This window comes from Paraburkholderia sp. (assembly GCF_049581445.1).
Lineage (GTDB): Bacteria > Pseudomonadota > Gammaproteobacteria > Burkholderiales > Burkholderiaceae > Paraburkholderia.
In genome coordinates, this window is the sequence record NZ_JBAURZ010000099.1 from 82205 (window position 1) to 104007 (window position 21803).

At 61.5% G+C, this 21803-nt stretch carries 21 protein-coding genes; 7 read left to right on the top strand and 14 right to left on the bottom strand.

Annotation, left to right across the window (positions count from 1 at the left end):
• Window positions 1-191 precede the first annotated feature (191 nt).
• The 4 genes from WCA85_RS09180 (at window position 192) to WCA85_RS09195 (ending at window position 4928) form a co-directional block, all read left to right on the top strand.
• Window positions 192-1364 (top strand): UbiH/UbiF family hydroxylase, encoded by a 1173-nt coding sequence (locus WCA85_RS09180; RefSeq protein ID WP_424063064.1) that lies wholly within the window; start codon window positions 192-194, stop codon window positions 1362-1364.
• Between the two features lie 127 nt (window positions 1365-1491).
• Window positions 1492-2220, top strand: coding sequence for a DsbC family protein (locus tag WCA85_RS09185; RefSeq protein ID WP_424063065.1), 729 nt, complete (start codon window positions 1492-1494; stop codon window positions 2218-2220).
• A gap of 132 nt (window positions 2221-2352) precedes the next feature.
• The gene (locus WCA85_RS09190) at window positions 2353-4143 is read left to right on the top strand and encodes a M61 family metallopeptidase (protein WP_424063067.1); all 1791 of its coding nucleotides are present in this window, start codon (window positions 2353-2355) and stop codon (window positions 4141-4143) included.
• Window positions 4144-4331: 188 nt separating this feature from the next.
• Window positions 4332-4928 (top strand): FMN-dependent NADH-azoreductase, encoded by a 597-nt coding sequence (locus WCA85_RS09195; protein WP_424063069.1) that lies wholly within the window; start codon window positions 4332-4334, stop codon window positions 4926-4928.
• Window positions 4929-5117: 189 nt separating this feature from the next.
• Here the strand turns inward: WCA85_RS09195 and WCA85_RS09200 are convergent, their stop codons facing one another.
• From WCA85_RS09200 to rpe, 8 genes are all read right to left on the bottom strand, one after another.
• Window positions 5118-5945 carry a uracil-DNA glycosylase gene (locus WCA85_RS09200; protein ID WP_424063071.1) on the bottom strand — a complete coding sequence of 276 codons (828 nt, stop codon included), beginning with the start codon at window positions 5943-5945 and terminating at the stop codon, window positions 5118-5120.
• 229 nt (window positions 5946-6174) lie between these two features.
• Entirely contained in the window at window positions 6175-6801 is a 627-nt protein-coding gene (locus WCA85_RS09205) for a CYTH domain-containing protein (RefSeq protein ID WP_424063072.1), read from the bottom strand.
• 26 nt (window positions 6802-6827) lie between these two features.
• Window positions 6828-7613, bottom strand: coding sequence for an indole-3-glycerol phosphate synthase TrpC (gene trpC, locus WCA85_RS09210; protein ID WP_424063074.1), 786 nt, complete (start codon window positions 7611-7613; stop codon window positions 6828-6830).
• 19 nt (window positions 7614-7632) lie between these two features.
• Window positions 7633-8664, bottom strand: a complete 1032-nt coding sequence (gene trpD, locus WCA85_RS09215) for an anthranilate phosphoribosyltransferase (protein ID WP_424063075.1) — start codon at window positions 8662-8664, stop codon at window positions 7633-7635.
• Window positions 8665-8680: 16 nt separating this feature from the next.
• Window positions 8681-9274, bottom strand: a complete 594-nt coding sequence (locus WCA85_RS09220; protein ID WP_424063077.1) for an aminodeoxychorismate/anthranilate synthase component II — start codon at window positions 9272-9274, stop codon at window positions 8681-8683.
• A gap of 13 nt (window positions 9275-9287) precedes the next feature.
• Window positions 9288-10781, bottom strand: coding sequence for an anthranilate synthase component I (gene trpE / locus WCA85_RS09225; RefSeq protein WP_424063079.1), 1494 nt, complete (start codon window positions 10779-10781; stop codon window positions 9288-9290).
• A 382-nt stretch (window positions 10782-11163) separates the two neighbouring features.
• Window positions 11164-11895, bottom strand: coding sequence for a phosphoglycolate phosphatase (locus tag WCA85_RS09230; RefSeq protein ID WP_424063081.1), 732 nt, complete (start codon window positions 11893-11895; stop codon window positions 11164-11166).
• Window positions 11892-12581 carry a ribulose-phosphate 3-epimerase gene (gene rpe / locus WCA85_RS09235; protein WP_424063083.1) on the bottom strand — a complete coding sequence of 230 codons (690 nt, stop codon included), beginning with the start codon at window positions 12579-12581 and terminating at the stop codon, window positions 11892-11894. The genes WCA85_RS09230 and rpe overlap by 4 nt, the downstream gene beginning before the upstream one ends.
• Window positions 12582-12789: 208 nt before the next feature.
• Here rpe and apaG point away from each other — a divergent pair, with 208 nt between their 5' ends.
• Window positions 12790-13164 (top strand): Co2+/Mg2+ efflux protein ApaG, encoded by a 375-nt coding sequence (gene apaG / locus WCA85_RS09240; protein ID WP_424063085.1) that lies wholly within the window; start codon window positions 12790-12792, stop codon window positions 13162-13164.
• A gap of 33 nt (window positions 13165-13197) precedes the next feature.
• Here apaG and WCA85_RS09245 read toward each other — a convergent pair whose 3' ends face one another.
• Window positions 13198-13332, bottom strand: a complete 135-nt coding sequence (locus tag WCA85_RS09245) for a hypothetical protein (protein WP_424063087.1) — start codon at window positions 13330-13332, stop codon at window positions 13198-13200.
• A gap of 28 nt (window positions 13333-13360) precedes the next feature.
• Between WCA85_RS09245 and WCA85_RS09250 the strand changes: the two genes are divergently transcribed.
• Entirely contained in the window at window positions 13361-14482 is a 1122-nt protein-coding gene (locus WCA85_RS09250) for a murein transglycosylase A (RefSeq protein ID WP_424063088.1), read from the top strand.
• A gap of 300 nt (window positions 14483-14782) precedes the next feature.
• Here WCA85_RS09250 and paaK read toward each other — a convergent pair whose 3' ends face one another.
• The 5 genes from paaK to paaN form a co-directional block, all read right to left on the bottom strand.
• Window positions 14783-16087 carry a phenylacetate--CoA ligase PaaK gene (gene paaK, locus WCA85_RS09255; RefSeq protein ID WP_424063090.1) on the bottom strand — a complete coding sequence of 435 codons (1305 nt, stop codon included), beginning with the start codon at window positions 16085-16087 and terminating at the stop codon, window positions 14783-14785.
• A gap of 67 nt (window positions 16088-16154) precedes the next feature.
• Window positions 16155-16616: a hydroxyphenylacetyl-CoA thioesterase PaaI gene (gene paaI / locus WCA85_RS09260; RefSeq protein WP_424063092.1), complete on the bottom strand. Its 462-nt coding sequence runs from the start codon at window positions 16614-16616 to the stop codon at window positions 16155-16157.
• Window position 16617: 1 nt separating this feature from the next.
• Window positions 16618-17409 carry a 2-(1,2-epoxy-1,2-dihydrophenyl)acetyl-CoA isomerase PaaG gene (paaG, locus tag WCA85_RS09265; RefSeq protein WP_424063094.1) on the bottom strand — a complete coding sequence of 264 codons (792 nt, stop codon included), beginning with the start codon at window positions 17407-17409 and terminating at the stop codon, window positions 16618-16620.
• Between the two features lie 56 nt (window positions 17410-17465).
• Window positions 17466-18668, bottom strand: a complete 1203-nt coding sequence (gene pcaF, locus WCA85_RS09270; RefSeq protein WP_424063096.1) for a 3-oxoadipyl-CoA thiolase — start codon at window positions 18666-18668, stop codon at window positions 17466-17468.
• Window positions 18669-18796: 128 nt separating this feature from the next.
• Window positions 18797-20497, bottom strand: a complete 1701-nt coding sequence (paaN, locus tag WCA85_RS09275; RefSeq protein WP_424063098.1) for a phenylacetic acid degradation protein PaaN — start codon at window positions 20495-20497, stop codon at window positions 18797-18799.
• 136 nt (window positions 20498-20633) lie between these two features.
• Here paaN and WCA85_RS09280 point away from each other — a divergent pair, with 136 nt between their 5' ends.
• The gene (locus tag WCA85_RS09280) at window positions 20634-21410 is read left to right on the top strand and encodes an enoyl-CoA hydratase (protein WP_424063100.1); all 777 of its coding nucleotides are present in this window, start codon (window positions 20634-20636) and stop codon (window positions 21408-21410) included.
• Window positions 21411-21803 lie beyond the last annotated feature (393 nt).

Genomic DNA, 21803 nt, shown 5'->3' on the forward strand with positions numbered 1-21803 from the left:
GCGGGGCGCCGCTGGACGAATAGGGGATGGGTGGAAAACCGACAGATCGGGGCGATCGCTCAACGATTTCTGTACGAGTTTGGTCCACGAAAGTCGTAATTGTAACTCTTTCGGATAACCCGATAGGTAAGGCCCAAACGCCGCATCTGCCGATCCGGCCCCGCGATTCCCTACGGCTCTATAATGAGCGCATGACTGCTCACCAACAGACCTTTGATGTGGCCGTGATCGGCGGCGGCCTCGTCGGCAAGACCGCGGCGCTCGCATTGACGCAAGGCGGCCTGCGTGTGGCGCTGCTCGCGCAACCATGCGCGCCCACACCCGCCGGAGAGGCTTTCGACGCGCGGGTCTACGCGCTTTCCGCCAGTTCGCAGGCTTTGCTGGAACGCCTCAGGGTCTGGCAGGCGCTCGACACGTCGCGCCTTGGTCCGGTCTACGACATGCGGGTCTATGGCGATGCCCACGCGGAACTGCACTTCTCCGCGTTCCAGGCTTCTGTGCCGCAGTTGGCGTGGATCGCGGAATCGTCGCTGATCGAGCGGGCGCTCGACGCCGCGCTACGCTTCCAGCCGAATCTGGAATGGCTCGACACACGCGCCCAAGGGCTCGACGTGAAGCCGGACGGCGCAACGATCGGCCTTGATAACGGCAAGATACTCGAAGCGGACCTTGTAGTCGGCGCAGACGGCGCTCATTCGTGGGTGCGTGCGCAAATCGGCTCCCAGGTCGTGCGGCGCGATTACAAGCAAACCGGCGTGGTCGCCAACTTCAAGGCCGAAAAGCCGCATGGCGAGACCGCCTACCAGTGGTTCAAGGACGGCGAGATCATTGCGCTGCTGCCGCTGCCGGATGGGCATGTATCGCTCGTCTGGTCGGCGCGCACCGAGCATGCGAACGAACTGCTCGGACTCGCTCCGGCGCAGCTCGCCGCAGAAGTGGAGCGTGTCACGGGCAGCCAGGTGGGCGCGCTCGATTGCGTGACGCCGGCCAAGGGTTTTCCGCTCGCGCTGCAGACGGTTGATCGGCTGGTTGCGTCACGTGTCGCCTTGGTGGGCGACGCAGCGCATCTGATTCATCCGCTGGCCGGCCAGGGCATGAATCTTGGTTTGCGTGACGTCGCAGCCCTGGCGGAGACCGTCGCCGGCAAGGAAGCGTTCCGCGATCTTGGCGATACCGTGCTCCTGCGCCGCTATGAGCGGGCTCGCCGTGAAGATATTCGCGGCCTGATGGTAGCCACCGACGGCCTGCAAAAGCTGTTCTCCGTGCCCGGCCCGGTTGCGCGGGTGTTGCGCAACACTGGCATGGCGTTTGTCGGCGCGCAGCCGCTCCTCAAGCGCTGGCTTGTTTCGGCCGCCTTGGGCTAGGTAGGCGCAGTAGGTGCCCGTTCCGGGCGTCCGGCAGACGGGTATGATGGACGGTTAGGGCACTTGCCTGTCTGAAAAGAAGGCTTCGAAGACGCCACGCGCGTTCGATTGAACGAGGGAATTCCGTATGAAAAAGCACATCCGTTTCGCCGCGCTCGCACTGGCCGTGGCCGTCGTGACGCTCGGCTGCTCCGCGCAGGCCGATCAGGTCACTGACAAACTCAAGGCAGCGGTGCAGAGCCGCCTCGGTGATGACGCGACCGTCAAGAGCGTGCAGAAATCACCGATCGACGGTCTGTATGAGGTCAATCTCGGCACGCAGATCATTTATACCGACGCGTCCGCCAACTATCTGGTGCTGGGCGATATCGTCGATGCCAAGACCCGCAAGAATCTGACGGATGCGCGACTGTCCGAAACCAACCGCATCGACTTCGCCAGCCTGCCGTTCGGCAATGCAGTCAAAGTGGTGAAGGGCAACGGTAGCCGCAAGATGGCGGTGTTCTCGGATCCGAACTGTCCGTATTGCAAGCAGCTCGAGACGACGCTGAAGTCCATCGATAACGTCACGATTTACACCTTCCTGTATCCGGTGCTGACGCCGGATTCGACGGTGAAGTCGAAGTCCATCTGGTGTTCAGCGGATCGCGCGAAGGCGTGGGAAGCGTGGATGCAGGATCATCAGGCGCCGACCGCTGCCGGAACCTGCGACACCGCTGCCATTGAGAAAAACCTCGCCCTTGGACGGTCCATGAACGTGGATGGCACGCCTACCGTGTTCCTCGCCGACGGCCGCCGTCTGCCGGGCGCGGTGCCCGCCGACAGGCTGGACAAGGAACTGGCCGAAGCCCACTAAGCATTCCGTATTGTCAGACCGGAGCCATCTTGTATGGGACCGGGGTTAGCGATCTAGCGCTAGGCCCGGTTGGCGGGAGGCGCGTCATGCGCGCCCCGCCGTTTCTGGACCCACCCTCTTTTTACCTCGCCGATGAAGCCGATCCGCTACAGCATCGTTCCCAAGCAACCTGCCGCCCATCTGTTCGAAGTCACCGTTACTGTCACCGACCCTGATCCCTCCGGTCAGCGATTCATGCTGCCGGTGTGGATCCCGGGCAGTTACATGGTGCGAGAATTCGCGCGCAACATCGTGACACTGCGCGCATTCAACGAAGCGGGCCGCAAGGTGCGCATCGAAAAGACCGATAAGCACACCTGGCAGGCCGCGCCGGTCAATGGCGCGCTAACGCTGCGCTACGAGGTGTACGCATGGGACATGTCGGTGCGGGCCGCGCATCTGGACGACACAACCGGCTTCTTCAACGCGTCGAGCGTGTTTCTCGCGGCCATTGGCCACGAAGAGGCTCAGTGTTTGGTCGACATCCAGAAGCCGGCGGGTACGGCTTACCGTAGCTGGCGTGTCGCCACCGCGTTGCCGGAAGCGCGCGGCACCAAGCGTTATGGGTTCGGTGAGTACACGGCGCAGAACTACGACGAACTGGCCGACCATCCCGTCACGCTCGGCGAATTCGAACTCGCCACCTTCAAGGCGCACGGCGTACCCCACGATATCGTGATTGCAGGCCGGGTCATTTCGCTCGATATGGCGCGCCTTTGTGCCGACCTCAAGCGCATCTGCGAAGCTCAGATCGCGCTGTTCGAGCCGAAGTCGAAGAAGGCGCCCGCTGATCGTTATGTCTTCATGACCCAGGCGGTCGCCGACGGCTATGGCGGTCTCGAGCACCGTGCCTCGACGGCGCTGATCTGCAACCGCGGCGATCTGCCGGTTGAAGGGCGCCCGCAGACCAGCGAGGGGTATCGGACTTATCTCGGCTTGTGCAGCCACGAATATTTCCACACCTGGAACGTGAAACGCATCAAGCCTGCCGCGTTTGCACCATACGATCTGACGCGCGAGAACTACACATCACTGCTGTGGTTATTCGAAGGTTTCACGTCCTATTACGACGACCTGATTCTCGTGCGCAGCGGGCTCATCTCGCAGGATGAGTACTTCGCGATGGTGGGCAAAGTGGTGGGCGGCGTCATGCGCGGTGCCGGCCGGCTGAAGCAGACGGTCGCCGAAAGCTCGTTCGATGCATGGGTCAAGTACTACCGCCAGGACGAGAATGCGCCGAACGCGATCGTCAGCTACTACACGAAAGGCTCGCTCGTAGCGCTTGCCTTTGATTTGACGATTCGTGCGCAGACCAACAATCGCAAGTCGCTCGACGATGTGATGCGTCTGCTGTGGCAGCGTTTTGGGCGCGACTTTTATCGCGGCAAGCCGGTTGGCGTCGAAGAAAACGAGGTCGAAGCGATTTTCGCGGAGGCAACCGGCGTCGAACTGGGCGCGCTGTTCGAGCATGCAGTGCGCAGTACGCGTGACCTGCCGCTCGAGACGCTGCTCGAACCGTTCGGCATCACGCTTGCACCGGAACCGGATCGCAACGGCAAGCCGTCGATCGGCGCGCGGGTGCGTAGCGGTATGGATTGCACGCTTGTCGCAGTGCACGACGGCAGCGCGGCGCAAAAAGCCGGTCTCTCGGCCGGGGACGTGCTGGTTGCGATCGACGGTCTTCGTGTCACTGGCTCGAATCTTGATACGCTGCTGTCGCGCTATCTGCCAGGGGCGAAAGTGGAGGTGCACGCGTTCCGGCGCGATGAACTGCGGACCACGCAACTCAAGCTGGATGGTCCTGAGGTCGGGCGTTACGTCCTCAGCGTGACCGACAAACGCGCAGCGGCGCGTAACTGGCGCGAGCGCTGGCTGGCGGCTTGAGTCCGGTCAAAGCCGGTTGAAAACCGACTCTTACCACCGCGTACCGGCCCGGAAAACCCCAGCACCCCGGCGCGGGATTGTTCTACCCATGCAACAATCCTTCGCTGCGGGATGGCTTTTTCGCGGCGCGGTAAAAAAACACAATGGCTCCACTCGCGCAACAGAGCGCGCCCCAACTGGAGTCAACCATGACCACGATCCTGCAAATCAACTCGGCAGCCCGTTCGCAAGGCGCGAACTCAACGTTGCTCGTCAACGAGCTGACCGCAAAGCTGCAACAATCGAATCCGGGTGCGCAAGTCGTCGCCCGCAATCTGCAAGCTGAGCCGCTGCCCCACCTCGACGATTCGATCCTCGGCGCCTTCTTCACGCCGGCCGATCAACACACGCCGGAACATGCCGCGATTGCCGCACGCAGCGCAGCGCTAATCGCCGAACTGCAAGCCGCCGACATCATCGTGATCGGCGCACCGATGTACAACTTCGGCGTGTCGTCGCAGCTGAAGACGTATTTCGACTTCATCGCACGCGCTGGCATCACCTTCCGGTACACCGAAAATGGTCCGGAAGGTCTGGTAAAGGGCAAGAAAGTGTTTGTGGTGTCGGCTCGCGGTGGCAAGTACCTCGGCACACCGAACGACAGCCAGACGCCTTACCTGAAGAGCTTCCTGGGCTTCCTCGGTATGACCGACGTCACGTTCATTTACGCTGAAGGCCTGGCGATGGGCCCGGATGCAGTCGGCGCAGCATTGGCTGGCGCACGCGAAGCGATCGCAGCTGCATAAAGGTCGCGGCGGCAGCGCTTCGCGCTGCGGATTCGCACCGCTGAATGTTTCAGAAGCGCCGTTGCGGCGCTTAAGGCAGCCTACCGCCTTAGCCTCATGGCAATGAAAAACGCCACGGAAGACAACACTTCCGTGGCGTTTTGTTTTTGCAGTCCGCCCGCTGCGACGTGCCGTATGCGGGGAATGCGATCAGGCGAGCATTTGCGCTTCGTCGGGCAGCCGCCAGTCGATCGGCGCGCGGTGGTGCGCGCTCAGATACTCATTGGCCAGCGCAAAGTGCCCGCAACCGAGAAAGCCGCGATGCGCCGACAGCGGCGAGGGGTGCGGCGCTTCGAGCACATAGTGCGATTTGCCGCCCAGCAACGCGCGCTTGGCCTGTGCGTGGGCGCCCCACAGCATGAAAACGAGCCCGTCGTGACGCGTGGCCAGTTCGTGGATCAGCGTGTCAGTACACTTTTCCCAGCCGCGCTTCGCGTGGCTTGCTGCCGCGTCGCGCTCCACGGTCAGCACCGTGTTCAGCAAGAGCACGCCCTGCTTGGCCCAGGCGTCGAGGCAGCCATGACGCGGCGGCTCGTGGCCAAGACTGGCTGCGATTTCCTTGAAGATGTTGCGCAACGACGGCGGCGGCCGCACCGCGGGCGGCACGGAAAACGCGAGGCCATGAGCTTGTGGCGTGCCGCGATCTTCGCCGTGGTACGGATCCTGACCGAGGATGACCACTTTCACCTCGTCCGGGCTGGTCAGACGCAATGCGCGGAAGACGTCGGCGGGATAGATGGTCTTACCCGCAGCGCGTTCGCCATCGACGAAGTGGCACAGCGGTGCATAAGCATCGCTTTCAGTGAACGGCCGCAGATGCGCGCGCCATGCGGGCGGCAACGCGTCGAACTGGGCTTCCAGTGAGTGCGGTGGAGACTGCGCGGGCGCTGCAACTTGTGGCTTGCTGTCGGCGGACGCAGGGTCGCCAAAGAGCGACGCTTGCGGCGAGGGGGCAGAGGAACGGGAAGCGGATGTCATGACGCGCAAGTGTCGCAGCAATCGGCGCTTAGCTCAAGGCGCAGGTGGGGGCAACGTTGCAGCGACTTGATCAGTGCCTTGGTTACGTCTTCTGGCTGGCCCGCTGATCGCGTGACGGACTGATCCGTTGAACCGCTGATCGTGGGCGTGGGGTTGCAGGCACGTTCAGGAAGATTTGAACTATTCGAAGCCGGTTGTGTGCCACCGGCGCAGCGGGCTTCGAGCAGGCTTATTGTTCCCGCAAGCGATATCCCCGTTGCGCCTTGCTGATATCGTCCGGCGTCAGGCCGGGCACGTTGCGACGGAGTTCGTCTGCCAGAGCATGCAAAGCGGTTTCGTCACCACTCTTCAATTCCAGTTCGACTTCTAGAATCGGTGCCTGGCGCGATTCGCCGTTCACATTGGCGAGCACGTCGCCCTTGTCGATTGCAGCTTCGATGGTCGCCCCATTGCTGGCCAACTGCCACAGCGTACGGGTGAAATTGGTGCGAAACAGTTCGATAAGATCGGGCGCGGCGGCGCGCAATGCTGCCGCTACTGTCGGTTCATCGCAGGCTTGCAGCAATGCGTCGAGTTCAAGCGCCTCGCCAGCCACGGGCATTTCCCATTCGTGCCGGCTATGCATGCCCGAACTGGCTGTACCGGCAGTCTTGAACGTCTGCAACCATCCGTCGGGTGTATGGCGCAGACGCAGCGCGCTTTTCGAGCGCGCCAACGTAAGCGCAGGCGTATCGAAGTAAATGTTCGCGAGTGCGACAGGCTGCCCCGCGCTGCCGGTGCGTGCAACGAACCAGCGCGTGGCCGTACTCACCTGATGGGCGGGCAAGGCCAGCTTGATTTCACGTTCGATACCCATGGCGATGTTTTTCCAGTTAGCTCAGCTCAGAAAAACATCCGCGCAAGTTCCGCGCCCGGTTCCTCGGCACGCATGAAGGCTTCACCGACGAGGAACGTATGCACGTCCATCGCCCGCAGCCGCTCGACGTCTGCACGCGAGAGGATGCCCGACTCGGTGACGACGATCCGCTCGTCCGGGATCATTTCGAGCATGCCGATCGTCGCTTCGATCGACGTTTCGAAGGTGCGCAAATTGCGGTTGTTCACGCCGATCAGCGGTGTCTTCAGCGTCAGCGCTTCCACCAGTTCGTTCTTGTCATGCACTTCGACCAGCACGGCGAGCCCTAGCGAATGCGCGAATGCTTCGAGATCCTGCATATGCGGAGTTTCGAGCGCGGCGGCGATCAGCAGGATCGCGTCGGCGCCCATCGCTCGCGCTTCGACGATCTGGTACGGATCGATGATGAAATCCTTGCGCAGAACTGGCAATTCGCAGGCGGCGCGGGCCTCTTCCAGGTAAGTGGCACTGCCTTGGAAAAATTGCACGTCGGTGAGGACGGAGAGGCACGCCGCGCCATGTTTTGCGTAGGAGCGGGCGATTTCCGCCGGCACGAAATGCTCGCGCAGCACGCCTTTGGACGGGCTCGCCTTTTTTACTTCGGCGATCACGGCTGCCTGACCGGCGGCGTGCTTCGCCCGCAGGGCGCCGACGAAGTCGCGCAGATCGCGTGTGGAGGCTTCGAGGCGCAGTTCTTCGAGCGGTGCGCTCAGTTCCGCCGCACGGATTTCTTGACGCTTGACGTCGATAATGCGATCCAGAATGTCGCTCATAGGAGTCTCGATACAGAAGTTACTGCTTGAATTGCTGGGTGAAGCGAACCAGTTCGTCGACTTTCGCGCGGGCCTTGCCACTCGCGATGGCTTCGCGCGCAAGCTGGATGCCGTCGGCAATCGAAGTCGCGACATTCGCTGAATAAAGTGCCGTGCCGGCATTGAGCGCGACGATTTCGCGTGCGACGCCCGGTTTGTTGTCGAGCGCTTCGAGTAGCATCAGTTTCGATTCGGTCGCGTCGGCGACCTTCAGCGAGCGGTTCGACACCATCTGCAGGCCGAAATCCTCGGGATGAATCTCATACTCGCGAACCTCGCCGTCACGCAGTTCGCCCACTTGCGTTGCCGCGCCGAGCGAAACTTCGTCCATGCCATCCATCCCGTACACCACCAGGACATGATTGGCGCCGAGGCGCTGCATCACGCGCACCTGAATGCCCACGAGGTCGGCATGGAATACGCCCATCAACTGATTCGGCGCGCCGGCCGGATTGGTGAGCGGCCCGAGGATGTTGAAGATGGTCCGCACGCCTAGTTCGCGGCGCACCGGCGCGATGTTTTTCATGGCCGGGTGATGGTTCGGCGCGAACATGAAGCCCATGCCGGTTTCTTCAATCGACGCCGCCACCTGTTCCGGCTGCAGATCGATATTGACCCCAAGCGCTTCGAGTACATCCGCGCTGCCTGACTTGCTCGACACGCTACGGCCGCCGTGCTTGGCCACCTTGGCGCCAGCGCCGGCGGTGACGAACATGGTCGCCGTCGAGATATTGAAGGTGTGTGCGCCGTCGCCGCCGGTGCCGACGATATCCACGAAGTTCGAATTGTCCGCTACGTGTACCTGCTTGGCGAATTCGCGCATCACCGTGGCGGCTGCGGCGATTTCGCCAATGGTCTCTTTTTTGACGCGCAGGCCCGTGATGATCGCAGCGGCCATCACCGGCGAGAGTTCGCCGCGCATGATGAGACGCATGAGGTGCAGCATCTCGTCGTGGAAAATCTCGCGGTGCTCGATCGTGCGTTGCAACGCTTCCTGGGGGGTAATCGACATGATCTCGCCTCGATGGTCAAGCGTTGCGGCGCGCGGGCGCCGTTTTCGACTGCTTCACGAAATTCTCGAGCAGCGCGTGACCGTGTTCGGAGAGGATCGATTCCGGATGGAACTGCACGCCTTCGACGGCCAGTTCCTTGTGACGCACGCCCATGATTTCGCCGTCTTCGGTCCATGCGGACACTTCGAGACAGTCGGGCAGCGACTCGCGCTCGATGGCGAGCGAGTGGTAGCGCGTCACTACGAAATGTTTCGGCAGATCGGCGAACACGCCTTTGCAGTCGGTTTCGATCTCGCTCACCTTGCCGTGCATGATGGTTTGCGCGCGCACGACCCGGCCGCCGAATGCCTCGCCAATAGCCTGATGGCCGAGGCACACGCCGAGAATCGGATATTTGCCCGAGAATTCGCGCAGCACATCAAGCGTGATGCCGGCGTGTTGCGGATTGCTCGGCCCGGGCGACAGGCAGATGCGCTCTGGGTTGAGCTTCGCAATTTCGTCGAGCGTGATTTCGTCGTTGCGATAGGTCCGTACGTCTTCGCCGAGTTCGCCGAAGTACTGGACCAGGTTATAGGTGAACGAGTCGTAGTTGTCGATCATCAGCAGCATGGTCTTTCTCCGGTCAGAAGTCGCTATCGAGGCCGTCTTGCACCTGCTCGGCGGCGCGCAATACCGCACGCGCCTTGTTCTCGGTCTCTTGCCATTCGGATTCAGGCACCGAATCAGCGACCACACCCGCTGCCGCCTGCACATACAGATTGCCGCTGTGGATCACGCCGGTACGGATCGTGATGGCAAGATCCATTTCGCCCGTGAACGACAGATAGCCCACCGCGCCGCCGTACAGGCCGCGTTTCACCGGTTCGAGTTCGTCGATCAGTTCCATGGCGCGGACCTTCGGCGCGCCGGACAGCGTGCCGGCCGGGAAGGTAGCGCGCAGCACGTCGAAATTGGTGGTGCCGGGTTTGAGCTTGCCTTCGACTGAGCTCACGATGTGCTGCACGTGCGAGTACTTTTCGATCACCATCTTGTCCGTGACGATCACCGAGCCGATCTGCGCGATGCGGCCCACGTCGTTGCGGGCGAGGTCGATCAGCATCACGTGTTCGGCGATCTCTTTCGGGTCGTTCAGCAGTTCGGTAGCGAGTTCGGCATCGCGCTCGGGCGTGTTGCCCCGCGGACGGGTACCGGCGAGCGGCCGGATCGTGACGATACGGTCTTCGCCTCGCTTTTCCTGACGCACCAGGATCTCCGGCGATGCACCCACCACGTGGAAGTCGCCGAAGTTGTAGTAATACATATACGGAGACGGATTCAGCGAACGCAGCGCACGGTACAGCGAAAGCGGATTGTCGCGATACGGTTTCGTCAGACGTTGGCCCACCTGCACCTGCATCAGTTCGCCGGCGGCAATGTATTCCTTCGCTTTGCGCACAGCGGCGAGGTAGTCGTCTTTGGCGAACTCGCGATAGGTTTCGGTGCGTACGCTGGCCGAGGTTACCGGTGGCTGGACGGTCGAGCGCAGACGCTGGCGCAGGTCACGCAGACGCTGCTTTGCACGCGTGTAGGCTTCGGGCGTGGTCGGATCGGCGTATACAACCAGGTACAGCTTGCCGGCCAGATTGTCGATCACCGCGACTTCTTCTGTCAGTAACAACTGAATGTCGGGCAGGTTCAGGTCGTCCGGCGGTGCGGTATGAGCCAGTTTTTTCTCGATGTAGCGCACCGCGTCATAGCCGAAATACCCGGCCAGACCGCCCGCGAAACGCGGCAGCCCAGGGCGTTGTGCGACCTTGAAGCGGCCCTGGAACTGCTGGATGAAGTCGAGCGGGTCGCCCTCGTGGCTTTCGACTACCTTGCCGTCGCTGACCACTTCCGATACGCCGTTGCTGGTACGCAGCAGCGTGCGCGCAGGCAAGCCGATGAACGAATAGCGGCCGAACCGCTCGCCACCCACCACCGATTCCAGCAGGAACGAATTGGCGCCGTTGCGCTCGGGTTGAGCGAGCTTCAGGTACAGCGAGAGCGGCGTTTCAAGGTCGGCAAGCGCTTCGGCGATCAGCGGAATGCGGTTGTAGCCCTCGTTGGCGAGGGACTGGAATTCGAGTTCGGTCATGTTCCGATCCTGTTCATAGGTCCAGTACGCGGCGTGCGTCGGACAAAGCGGGGGATTGCGCTGCTGGCGCTGACGGTCAACCGTGTCTCTGGCGTTATAACGACAAGATTAGGCTAACCGGCGCGTGCTTTCCCGCCGATGCACGTCAGGTTCCTGCGCGCCACGGTACGCTGGGTACGCGGCGGGCAATTGAACTTGGACTGATGCAACGAAACAGGTTGGGAAAGGCGCGTAAGCGCAGCGAAGCAAAAAACGGTGCCGAAGATGAGCTTCAGCGTACCTCAGGAGAGGTTAGCGCGACCAGCGACGCCAGGGCCAGGCTCCCCGGTCGATGCTAATCAGACTCCGTTTTTTGTTCAGAAACATGAGATTGATGGACTTGTTAAGTCGTTGAGTTGTGCGTTGCGATGGCCTTGGCGGCTCCCAACAGCGAGGCAACTATACCATCCGATTTGATTGTTTGCACAGCTTGGCCATGGTTGTAACCGTATGGCACAGTGAGCGTCGCCATGCCCGCCGCGCGACCAGCCAAGGCGTCATTTTCGGAATCGCCAATTGCTACCGCGGCTCCGGGCGGCACCTGCAACTGGGCGCACGCAGTCAGCATCGGCAGCGGGTCGGGCTTCTTTTTGGGCAAGCTGTCGCCGCCGAGCACAACGCTGAAATACCCGAGCAAACCATATTGCTGCAGCAATTCCACCGCAAAGTGATGCGGCTTGTTCGTCACGCACGCGAGTTTCAGCCCGGCGTCGCGCATCGCGCTAAGGCCAGCTTCCACTTCCGGGTACAGGTGCGTATGGTGGCCATTGATCCTCGCGTACTCTTCCTGATAGATCGCGAGCGCCTCATCGAAGCGGTCCTGCGCGTGGTCCGCCTCGAAACGCGGTGCCAGCACGCTGCGGATCAGATGCTCCGAGCCCTTACCCACGTAGCCCATCACTTCCTCACGCGACGTTTCCGCCGCGTCGATCTGGGCGAGCATGCCGTTCAGGCCGGCCGTGAAGTCGTCCGCGGTGTCGACCATCGTGCCGTCGAGGTCGATGATTGCCGCCTGCAGGCGCGGGCCGCTGAAAACCGGAGCCGGGTAAAGCGGCGGCGTCGCGCTCCCGCTCATTTGCGCTGCTCGACTTTGGCCAGTTCGGCACGCATTTCGGCAATGATGGTCTTGTAGTCGTGGTGGCCGAAGATCGCGGACCCGGCGACAAACGTGTCCGCACCCGCTGCCGCGATTTCGGCGATGTTGTCGATCTTCACGCCGCCATCCACTTCGAGATGGATATCACGGCCGGTCTTCTCGTTGTATGCGTCGATGCGCTTGCGTGCTTCGCGCAGCTTGTTGAGCGCCTCGGGGATGAAAGACTGCCCGCCGAAACCCGGATTCACCGACATGATCAGCACCAGGTCCACTTTGTCCATCACGTGGTCGAGGTAATTCAGCGAAGTGGCCGGATTGAAGACAAGGCCCGCCTTGCAGCCATGATCGCGGATCAGCGACAGCGTGCGGTCGATGTGATCCGAGCCTTCCGGGTGAAAGCTGATCACATTGGCGCCGGCTTTGGCGAAATCGGGCACGATCCGGTCGACCGGGCGCACCATCAGATGCACGTCAATCGGCACATCGACGTGCGGGCGGAGCGCCTCGCAAACGAGCGGCCCGATCGTGAGATTGGGCACGTAATGGTTGTCCATCACGTCGAAGTGGATCCAGTCGGCGCCTGCGGCGACGACGGCACGGACTTCTTCACCGAGGCGCGAGAAATCCGCGGACAGGATGCTGGGCGAGATGCGAAATTGCGTCATGGTGGGGGCAGGAGGCAGGCGGAAAATCCCATTTTAACGGTTTGCGGGCTATAGAGCCTTGTACCAGCAGGAAAGTCCGGTTGCGGGCGTGCCCCGCATGACGCAGAATGCCAAACCATGACGGAACCTTTACCGGCGCGCCTGAAACCATTGGCGCCCGGGCCTCTCGCGGATCTTCACCAGACCGTTTCACCAGATCGGAACAAGGATGAGTCAGTACGAATTCAGCGTGTCGGCGCAGGTACAGTACCTGCCCGACGAGTCGGACCCGGAGCGCCGCCAGTACGCGTTCGCCTATACGCTGACCATCCGCAACAGCGGTCAGGTGCCGGCGCAGCTGATTGCGCGTCACTGGGTGATCACGGACAGCGACAAACTCGAGCAGGAAGTGAAGGGTTTGGGCGTAGTCGGCCATCAACCTCTGCTCAAACCGGGCGAACAATTCGAATACACGAGTTGGGCCGTCATTGCGACGCCGGTGGGCACGATGCGCGGGGAGTATTTCTGCGTCGCGGAAGATGGTGAGCGCTTTGAAGCGCCGGTACCTGAGTTCGTGTTGCGCATGCCGCGCACGCTGCATTGAACCGGTGGCGCCTCGCGCGGTCTTTAAACTGCTTTAGCCTTGCTTGTCGCGGCTGGCTTTTTTCTTGCCGGATGACGTCCAGACGACAATGAAGACGAGCAGGAATAGCGCCACCAGAATTTCCAGCGCGAAGATGAGCATCGGGTATTCGTCGAACAGATCAGACATGGCGGTTTCCATCAAGAACGAACATTGTATGCGGTTTGTCCGCAAGGCGGCCGGCTGGCTTGGGGCCGTTTCGGTCGCAGTAATGCTGGCTTCATGCGGCGGTAGCGGTGTGGTGCGGACGTCTGCGCCGCCGACCGGCGCCGCGATCATCCCCGGACAGATTGCGGCGACGCGGCTGACAGCGGTGGCTTGGCAGCAGGTGCCGGGCTGGCAGGACGATTCCCTGATTGGCGCGACTGCGGCATTGCGGCAGAACTGTCTGCGGCTTGCGCGCCAGCCGAACTGGCAACGTGCCTGTGCCGCGGCAGCGCAGATCGACGATCTGGATGTCAACGCCGCACGGGCGTTCTTCGAGGCGTACTTCACGCCGTTCCAGTTTGCTAACTCCGACGGCACGCTCGATGGCCTGGTAACGGGTTACTACGAGCCGTTGCTGCGTGGCTCGCGCACCCGGCACGGTGTCTATCAGACGGCGCTGTATCGTTGGCCTGATGGCTATCGTCCCGGCGGCGCGTTGCCGACCCGCGAGCAGCTTGAGCGGTCAGGCGCGCTCAACGGCAATGAGCTGGTGTGGGTCGACGATCCGATCGAGGCGTTTTTCCTGCAGGTGCAGGGCTCGGGACGTGTCGTGATGGAAGATGGCAGCGTGATGCGGCTCGGGTTTGGTGGAACGAACAATCAGCCGTACAAGTCGATTGGCCGCTGGCTGCTCGATCGCGGCGAATTGACACCCGCGCAGGCGACGATGCAGGGCATCAAGGCGTGGGCGCGAGCTAATCCGACAAGGGTCGACGCGCTGCTGGATACGAATCCGCGGTTTGTGTTCTTCCGGGAGATGCCTCCCGTGGAGAGTATTCCGAGCGGCGGCGCCGATGGGCCGATCGGTGCTTTGGGCGTGCCGCTTACGCCGGAACGATCGATTGCGGTTGATCCTTCGTCCATTCCGCTTGGTACGCCGGTGTTTTTGCAGACGACTCGTCCGCTAACCAATTCGCCGATGAATCGGCTGGTGTTTGCGCAAGACACGGGCTCGGCGATCAAGGGCGGCGTACGTGCGGACTATTTCTGGGGACTCGGCGACGACGCAGGCGATCTGGCCGGGAAGATGAAGCAGGCTGGCCGGATGTGGTTGTTGCTGCCGAATTCCTGACAGGATGGGTTGGCTGTTGGTGGCGAATTCCGATGGAGGAAGGGGGTTCGCGCCGAATTCCTTATCGGGAGTTGGCTTTTGCTGCCAGATTCCAGAAGGGACGTGGCTGGCTGTCGCTGCTTAATTCCCTACGTTACGGGGTTGGCCTTTGCGCCAGGGGTGTCGGCCACAGGGTTGCCGGCGATTGCTCGAGGCTGCTTGCGTTTGTTTGCGTTTGTTTGCGGCGCGGCAAGCCGATCGCAATTTCGCAGCGTGAGACGTCAAAACGACGGCCTCACGATGCTGCCAACTTCAGCCGGGTTAAACACTCGCCTTGCGTTTGTCCACGACGCGCCTCGCCTTGCCGACTGAACGCTCGATGCCGTTCACGGCCAGTACATTGACCACCGCACTGACACCGATCAAGGCCTTGATGTCGTAAGTGAGTGCCTGCTTTGCCGCATTGAGTACGACAGTGTCAGGCGCTGTCTCGGGACACGGTTCTACGTTCAACGTCAGAACGTCGAGTGGCCCTTCCTTGGTCAGTACGATCTGATAATGCGGCGCCAAAGCATGCTGTTTCAGCAGCAGTTCTTCGATCTGCGTCGGGAAGACGTTGACGCCACGCACGATCATCATGTCGTCGGAGCGGCCGGTGATTTTCTCCATTCGCCGCATCGTGCGCGCGGTGCCCGGCAGCAAGCGCGTGAGGTCGCGGGTGCGGTAACGGATGATCGGCAGCGCTTCCTTGGTCAGCGACGTAAACACCAGTTCGCCCAACTCGCCGTCCGGCAAGACCTCGCCGGTTATTGGGTCGATGATCTCCGGGTAGAAGTGATCTTCCCAGATGGTCGGGCCGTCCTTGGTTTCCACGCATTCAGACGCAACGCCAGGTCCCATCACTTCGGATAGCCCGTAGATGTCGACCGCGTCAATACCCATGCGCTTTTCGATGGCGCTGCGCATGTCGTTGGTCCACGGTTCCGCTCCGAAGATACCGATGCGTAGCGAACATTGCGCGGGGGCGACGCCTTGTCGTTCCATTTCGTCGGCAATCGATAGCATGTAGCTGGGCGTCACCATGATGATGTCAGGACGGAAGTCCTGAATCAGCTGGACCTGCTTTTCGGTCTGGCCGCCGCCGAACGGAATCACCGTGAGGCCCGCACGTTCCGCGCCGTAGTGCGCACCAAGGCCACCCGTGAAGAGGCCATAGCCATAACTGATGTGCACCTTGTCGCCGCGGCGTGCGCCCGCCGCACGGATCGAGCGGGCGACGACGTTGGCCCATGTGTCGATATCGCGCGCCGTATAGCCGACGACAGTCGGCTTGCCGGTCGTACCCGACGAGGCGTGAATGCGCGATACCTGCTCCTGCGGGACGGCGAACATGCCGTACGGGTAGTTATCGCGCAGATCTTTCTTGCTCGTGAACGGGAAGCGCGCGAGGTCAGCGAGCGTTTTTACTTCGCCCGGATGAACGCCTGCTTCGTCGAACTTGCGCCGATAGACCGGGGAATTCTCGTAAGCGTGGGTAAGCGACCATTTGAGGCGTTCGAGTTGGAGTGCGGCGAGTTCGTCGCGGCTCGCCGTTTCGATGGGGTCGAGCGGGAGCGTGGTGTTCATCGAATGTCTCCTTGCTTTTTCAGAATGATGGGCGATGCGGGGGCGGGTCTCTGGCTGATGGATGGGTTCAGCTTGTCGTCGGGACCAGGTTGCCTTTGATTTGCGCAGATTTGCCGCGGAACATCGCAACGGTTTCATCTGAGCGATTCGTGACGCGAATGTCATAGATGCCAGTGCGGCCGCTTAACGTTTGCTCGACGGCTTCCGCGGTCAGCACGTCTGCTTCACGAACCGGGCGTAGAAACTCGATTGAGCAGCCCGACGCGACCGTGTTGATGTTGTAGCTGTTGCAGGCGAAAGCGAAGGTCGAATCAGCAAGCGTGAAGATCAGGCCGCCGTGGCAGATCTCATGGCCGTTGAGGAAGTCGGCGCGCACAGTCATGCGCATGCGTGCATAGCCGGGCCGGACTTCCAGCAGTTCCAGGCCCAGGGCCTGGCTGCAGGCGTCGGAGGCGTACATCGCCTCCGCGGTTGCCTGGGCCATCTCATCTGGCGTTATGGCGCTGTTGCGATCAGGTTGGGATGACATGTCAGCGACCCTCGAAATGCGGTGAGCGCTTCTCGATGAAGGCCTGTACGCCTTCCGCGTAATCGTGCGATGCGCCAAGCTCACGTTGCAGGTCGCGCTCGAGGTCCAGTTGATGATCCAGCGTCTGCGTGACGCTCGCGCGCATGGCCTGCTTGATTGCCGCAAGTGCGCGAGTTGGCTGTTGAGCGAGATGGGTGGCAAGTGTGGCCGCAGCGGTGCCAAGTTCGGCATCGTCGACAACCTGCCACACGAGTCCCCAGCTTTCTGCTTTTTCCGCGCTTAGTTTGTCGCCGGTCATCGCGAGGCCGAGGGCGCGGGCCATACCTACGCGCTGTGGCAGAAACCACGTGCCTCCTGAATCCGGCACCAGACCGATTTTCACGAAGGCTTGAATGAAACTGGCCGAGCGAGCGGCAAGAACCAGGTCGCATGCCAATGCCAGATTTGCGCCAGCGCCCGCCGCGGTGCCGTTCACTGCGGCGATGACCGGCAGCGGTAGCGCCTGCAGCCGGCGGATCAGGGGATTGAAATACCTGTCGATCAGCTCGCCAAGATCGGTCATTGCGCCAGGTGTAAAGTCCAGGTCCGCAAGGTCCTGGCCCGCACAAAAGCCACGGCCGGAGCCGGTCAGCACAAGGGCGCGAGCGCCCGCAGCGACGACTTCGTCGAGGGCGGAACTCAGTTCCTCGTGCATAGCTCGCGTGAAGCTGTTGAGCTTGTCCGGCCGGTTTAGCGTCACAGTGGCAACGCGGCTCGAAGCGTCGAAGTCGACGCGTATCGCTTCATATGGCATCAGGTGTCTCCTCCATAGCCGGGTGATGGCTTTCGCGCGGAACGTTTCGCGCCGGGTCAGACTCGCTCGATGGCGAGCGCAATTCCTTGCCCCACACCAATGCACATCGTGCACAGCGCGAAGCGGCCGTTAGTGCGTTCAAGCTGATAGAGCGCGGTGGTGATGAGTCGCGCGCCCGACGCGCCGAGTGGGTGGCCAAGCGCGATGGCGCCGCCGTTTGGATTGACGCGCGGATCGTCGTCGCGCAAGCCGAGCGTGCGCAATACGGCTAAGCCCTGCGACGCGAATGCTTCGTTAAGCTCGATCACGTCGAATTGCTCGAGCGACATTCCCAATTGTTTAAGCAGCTTTTGTGTGGCTGGCGCTGGCCCGATTCCCATGATGCGCGGCTCAACCCCGGCGGTTGCCATGCCAATGACGCGTGCGCGGCGACGTAGTCCGAACTGATCGGCGGCGGCCTGGTTCGCAAGCAACAGCGCACAGGCTCCGTCGTTGACGCCCGAGGCGTTGCCGGCAGTGACGCTGCCGTCCGCGCGCACTACACCCTTGAGTTTGCCGAGGGCTTCAAGCGAGGTCTCGCGCGGATGTTCGTCCAGTACAACATGGATCGGATCGCCTTTTTTCTGGGCGATTTCGACGGCGACAATTTCTTGCGCCAGTGTGCCGTTGCGTTGCGCGAGGGCTGCCTTCTGCTGGCTGCGCAGCGCGAATGCGTCCTGATCAGCGCGGCTCACACCGAACTCGACCGCGACGTTCTCTGCTGTCTCGGGCATCGAATCGACGCCGTACTCACGCTTCATCAACGTATTGACGAAGCGCCAGCCGATCGTTGTGTCGTAGATATCGGCTTGCCGGGAGAACGCACTTGCCGCTTTACCCATGACAAACGGTGCGCGCGTCATGCTTTCGACGCCGCCTGCGATCATCAGGCGAGCCTCCCCCGCCTTGATCGCGCGCGCAGCGGTACCGACCGCATCCATGCCCGAACCGCACAGGCGATTGATTGTTGCGCCGGGTGCGTCCGTCGGCAAGCCGGCAAGCAGGGCCGACATGCGGGCAACGTTCCGATTGTCTTCACCCGCCTGATTCGCGCAGCCGTAGATCACGTCGTCAAGCGCGCGCCAGTCTACGCCCGGGTTGCGGTCGATCAATGCCTTGATCGGTATGGCACCAAGATCGTCCGCGCGAACATCCTTTAGCGCGCCGCCGTAGCGGCCGAACGGGGTGCGAATCGAGTCGCAGATGAATGCGTCTGTCATGTCGGATTCCTGCAGATGGAGAGGCAGGCCGGAAGGCTGGTCTGATGTCTCATGTTAGTGGGGGCGGCTCGAGGTTTCCATTCGGCCAAACGGCCTAAGACGAATCGCCCCTTTCTTGCCTATATCGTTCAGCTGACTGCAACCGGAGCCGCTTTGGGTTCAACATGAACGCGACTCTGGACGACGCGGAAACGGTTCGCCACGAAAGCTGCATCTGCTAGCGCGGCATTCGCAGCCGGATTTGCGCCGGTGCCGTGGAAGTCAGAGAACGCGGCTGATTGATTGACGAAGACGCCAGCAGTCAGATTGATTGACAGCGCGACGCCGCCGCGAATCGACGCTTCGTGCGCGGCTTCAATGATCGTCTCGTCTTCGCTGTAGACCGAGAACGTCAACGCTCCGTGTTCTGCAGCGATGGTGCCGGCCAGTTCGAGGGATTGCTCAGTGGAGTCCGTTGCGATGACGAACGAGATCGGACCGAACCATTCTTTGGTGAACTGCGCGGCATCAGTGGCAGCATCCAATTGCAGAACGAGCGGCGTGCGCACGCGTGCGCCCGAGAACGCCGGATGCTCTAGCGACTGACTTTCGACCAGCACACGGCCAAGCTTGCCCGCTTCGTCAATGCGTTGCACGACGGCGTCGTTCTGGATCGCACCAAGTAACTCAACAGCGCGGGCCGGGTCGGAAACGAGTTTTTTTGCGGCGTCGGCGAGCGCCTGCGCGACGGCATCGAAGCTCAGAATGCCGTCACTGGTGCGAATGCCGTCACGCGGCACATAGATGTTTTGGGGCGCTGTACACATCTGGCCGGAATACAGGGCCAGCGAGAAAGCAATGTTTCGCGCGACGGCCTTAATGTCGGCGGCGGAGTCGATCACGATCTGGTTGACGCCGGCCTTCTCCGTGTACACCCGCGCCTGGTGCGCGTGGCGTTCGAGCCAGGTGCCGTTTTGCGTGCTGCCGGTGAAGTCGATCAGCTTGATTTCGGGGCGCAGGGCGAGGTCTTGTACCAGCGCTCCGTCGTTCGGATTTGTGGCGAGCAGCGTCACGACATTGGGATCGAAACCGGCTTCGCGCAGGACGTCGCGCGCGATGCGTACGGTAATGGCGAGAGGCAGAATTGCGCCCGGATGGGGTTTGACGATGACCGTATTGCCCGTAGCCAGATCTGCGAACAGGCCGGGGTAGCCATTCCAGGTCGGAAAGGTGCAGCAACCAAGGACGAGTCCGGTGCCGCGCGGCACGACGGTATAGCGTTTGTGCATCGCAAGTGGAGGGTTCTTGCCTTGCGGTTTTTCCCAATGAGCGTCAGCGGGAATGCGGCGCAACTGGTCCCATGCGTAGACAACGGCCTCGAGGGCGCGATCCTGGGCGTGCGGGCCGCCCGCCTGAAAGGCCATCATGAAAGCCTGGCCGGTGGTGTGCATCACGCTATAGCCGATCTCGAAACTCGCGCGATTGATTCGGGCGAGGATTTCCAGGCTCACGCCGACCCATGCCTTGGGGCCGGCTGCGCGCCAACTGACCTGAGCGCGGGCCGCGGCGTCTAACAATGCCTCCGGATCGGCTTTGGGGTAACGGATGCCAAGTGGGAATCCGAACGGCGAAGTCTCCGCGCCGACGGTCTCGCCTGTGGAGGGTTGATCGAGCTGGAAGGTGTTGTTCAGGTGCGCTTTGAATGCTGCCTCGCCGTCGGCGTTGGCGGTTTCCCCGTACACTTTCGGACTGGGCATTTCAGCGAAAGGGCTCCAGTAGCCGCGCGTTTCGATCGCGGCGAGCGCCTTTTGCAGGGTGTCTTCGTGCTGGGAAAATAGCGGATGTGTCATGGCGAAAGGGATGCTGAGCGTTAGGGGAAACCTTGTCGAATAATTGACCGACCGGTTGGTTGGTGAATGTTAGCATTATTAAGACGGCGGCGCGAAGCGTTTTCGCGCGACAAATTTTTCATACCAAGGAGGCTGCATGGCTTACGAGAATCTTCTGGTCGAGACCCGTGGACGGGTTGGGCTGATCACGTTGAATCGCCCGAAGGCGCTGAACGCATTGAACGACGCGTTGATGGACGAGTTGGGCGAAGCGCTACGGGGCTTTGATGGGGACGATGCCATCGGGGCAATCGTCGTCACCGGCAGCGAGAAGGCGTTTGCTGCGGGCGCGGACATTGGGATGATGGCCACGTACACCTATATGGACGTGTACAAAGGCGATTACATCACCCGGAATTGGGAGGCGATACGCTCGATCCGCAAGCCGATCATTGCAGCCGTGGCTGGTTTCGCGCTGGGCGGCGGTTGCGAGTTGGCGATGATGTGCGACATCATTTTCGCCGCCGACACGGCGAAATTCGGTCAGCCGGAGATCAAGCTGGGTGTCATGCCCGGCGCCGGAGGTACGCAACGGCTGCCGCGCGCGGTCTCGAAGGCGAAAGCCATGGACATGTGTCTCACCGCGCGTTTCATGGATGCTGCTGAGGCCGAGCGGGCAGGCTTGGTGTCCCGGGTGATTCCAGCAGCCTCGTTGCTCGATGAGGCGGTTGCCGCAGCGGCGACTATCGCAGAGTTTCCGATGCCTGCGGTGATGATGGTGAAGGAGTCCGTGAACAGGGCGTATGAGACGACGCTGGCGGAGGGGGTGAATTTCGAACGCCGCCTGTTCCACTCGCTATTCGCCACTGAGGACCAGAAAGAGGGGATGGCGGCTTTTGTCGAGAAGCGTAAACCGGTGTTCAAGCACCGCTAAACGGCCGCATCAAAATAACGCTTGCAAGGCATGGAATGGCTCGCTAGAATCTCGGTCTTTCGCGCTTCGGCAACGAGGTGCGGGAGGCGGGAGAGCCAGCAATGGCAGGGGTTTGAGCGGGTCGGGCGGGTTCAGGAAGTTAAAAAAACCTGTTGACGACGTAGCGAAAGTTCTTCATAATCTCGTTTCTCTGCTGCTGATGCAGCGACGCAGAACGAAGCGGTGCCGGGTAGGTGAAGTGGGCGCGGTTTTGGTAGTGAATGCGAATACGATCTTTAAAAATTAACAGCCGATAAGTGTGGGCGCTTGATGCGAGACGCGTGCGGTGAACTCTTCGGGGTTTGCTGCAAAAGCGAAAGTATCAAGTCTCACACAGTATTAGAGGAAGGTTTG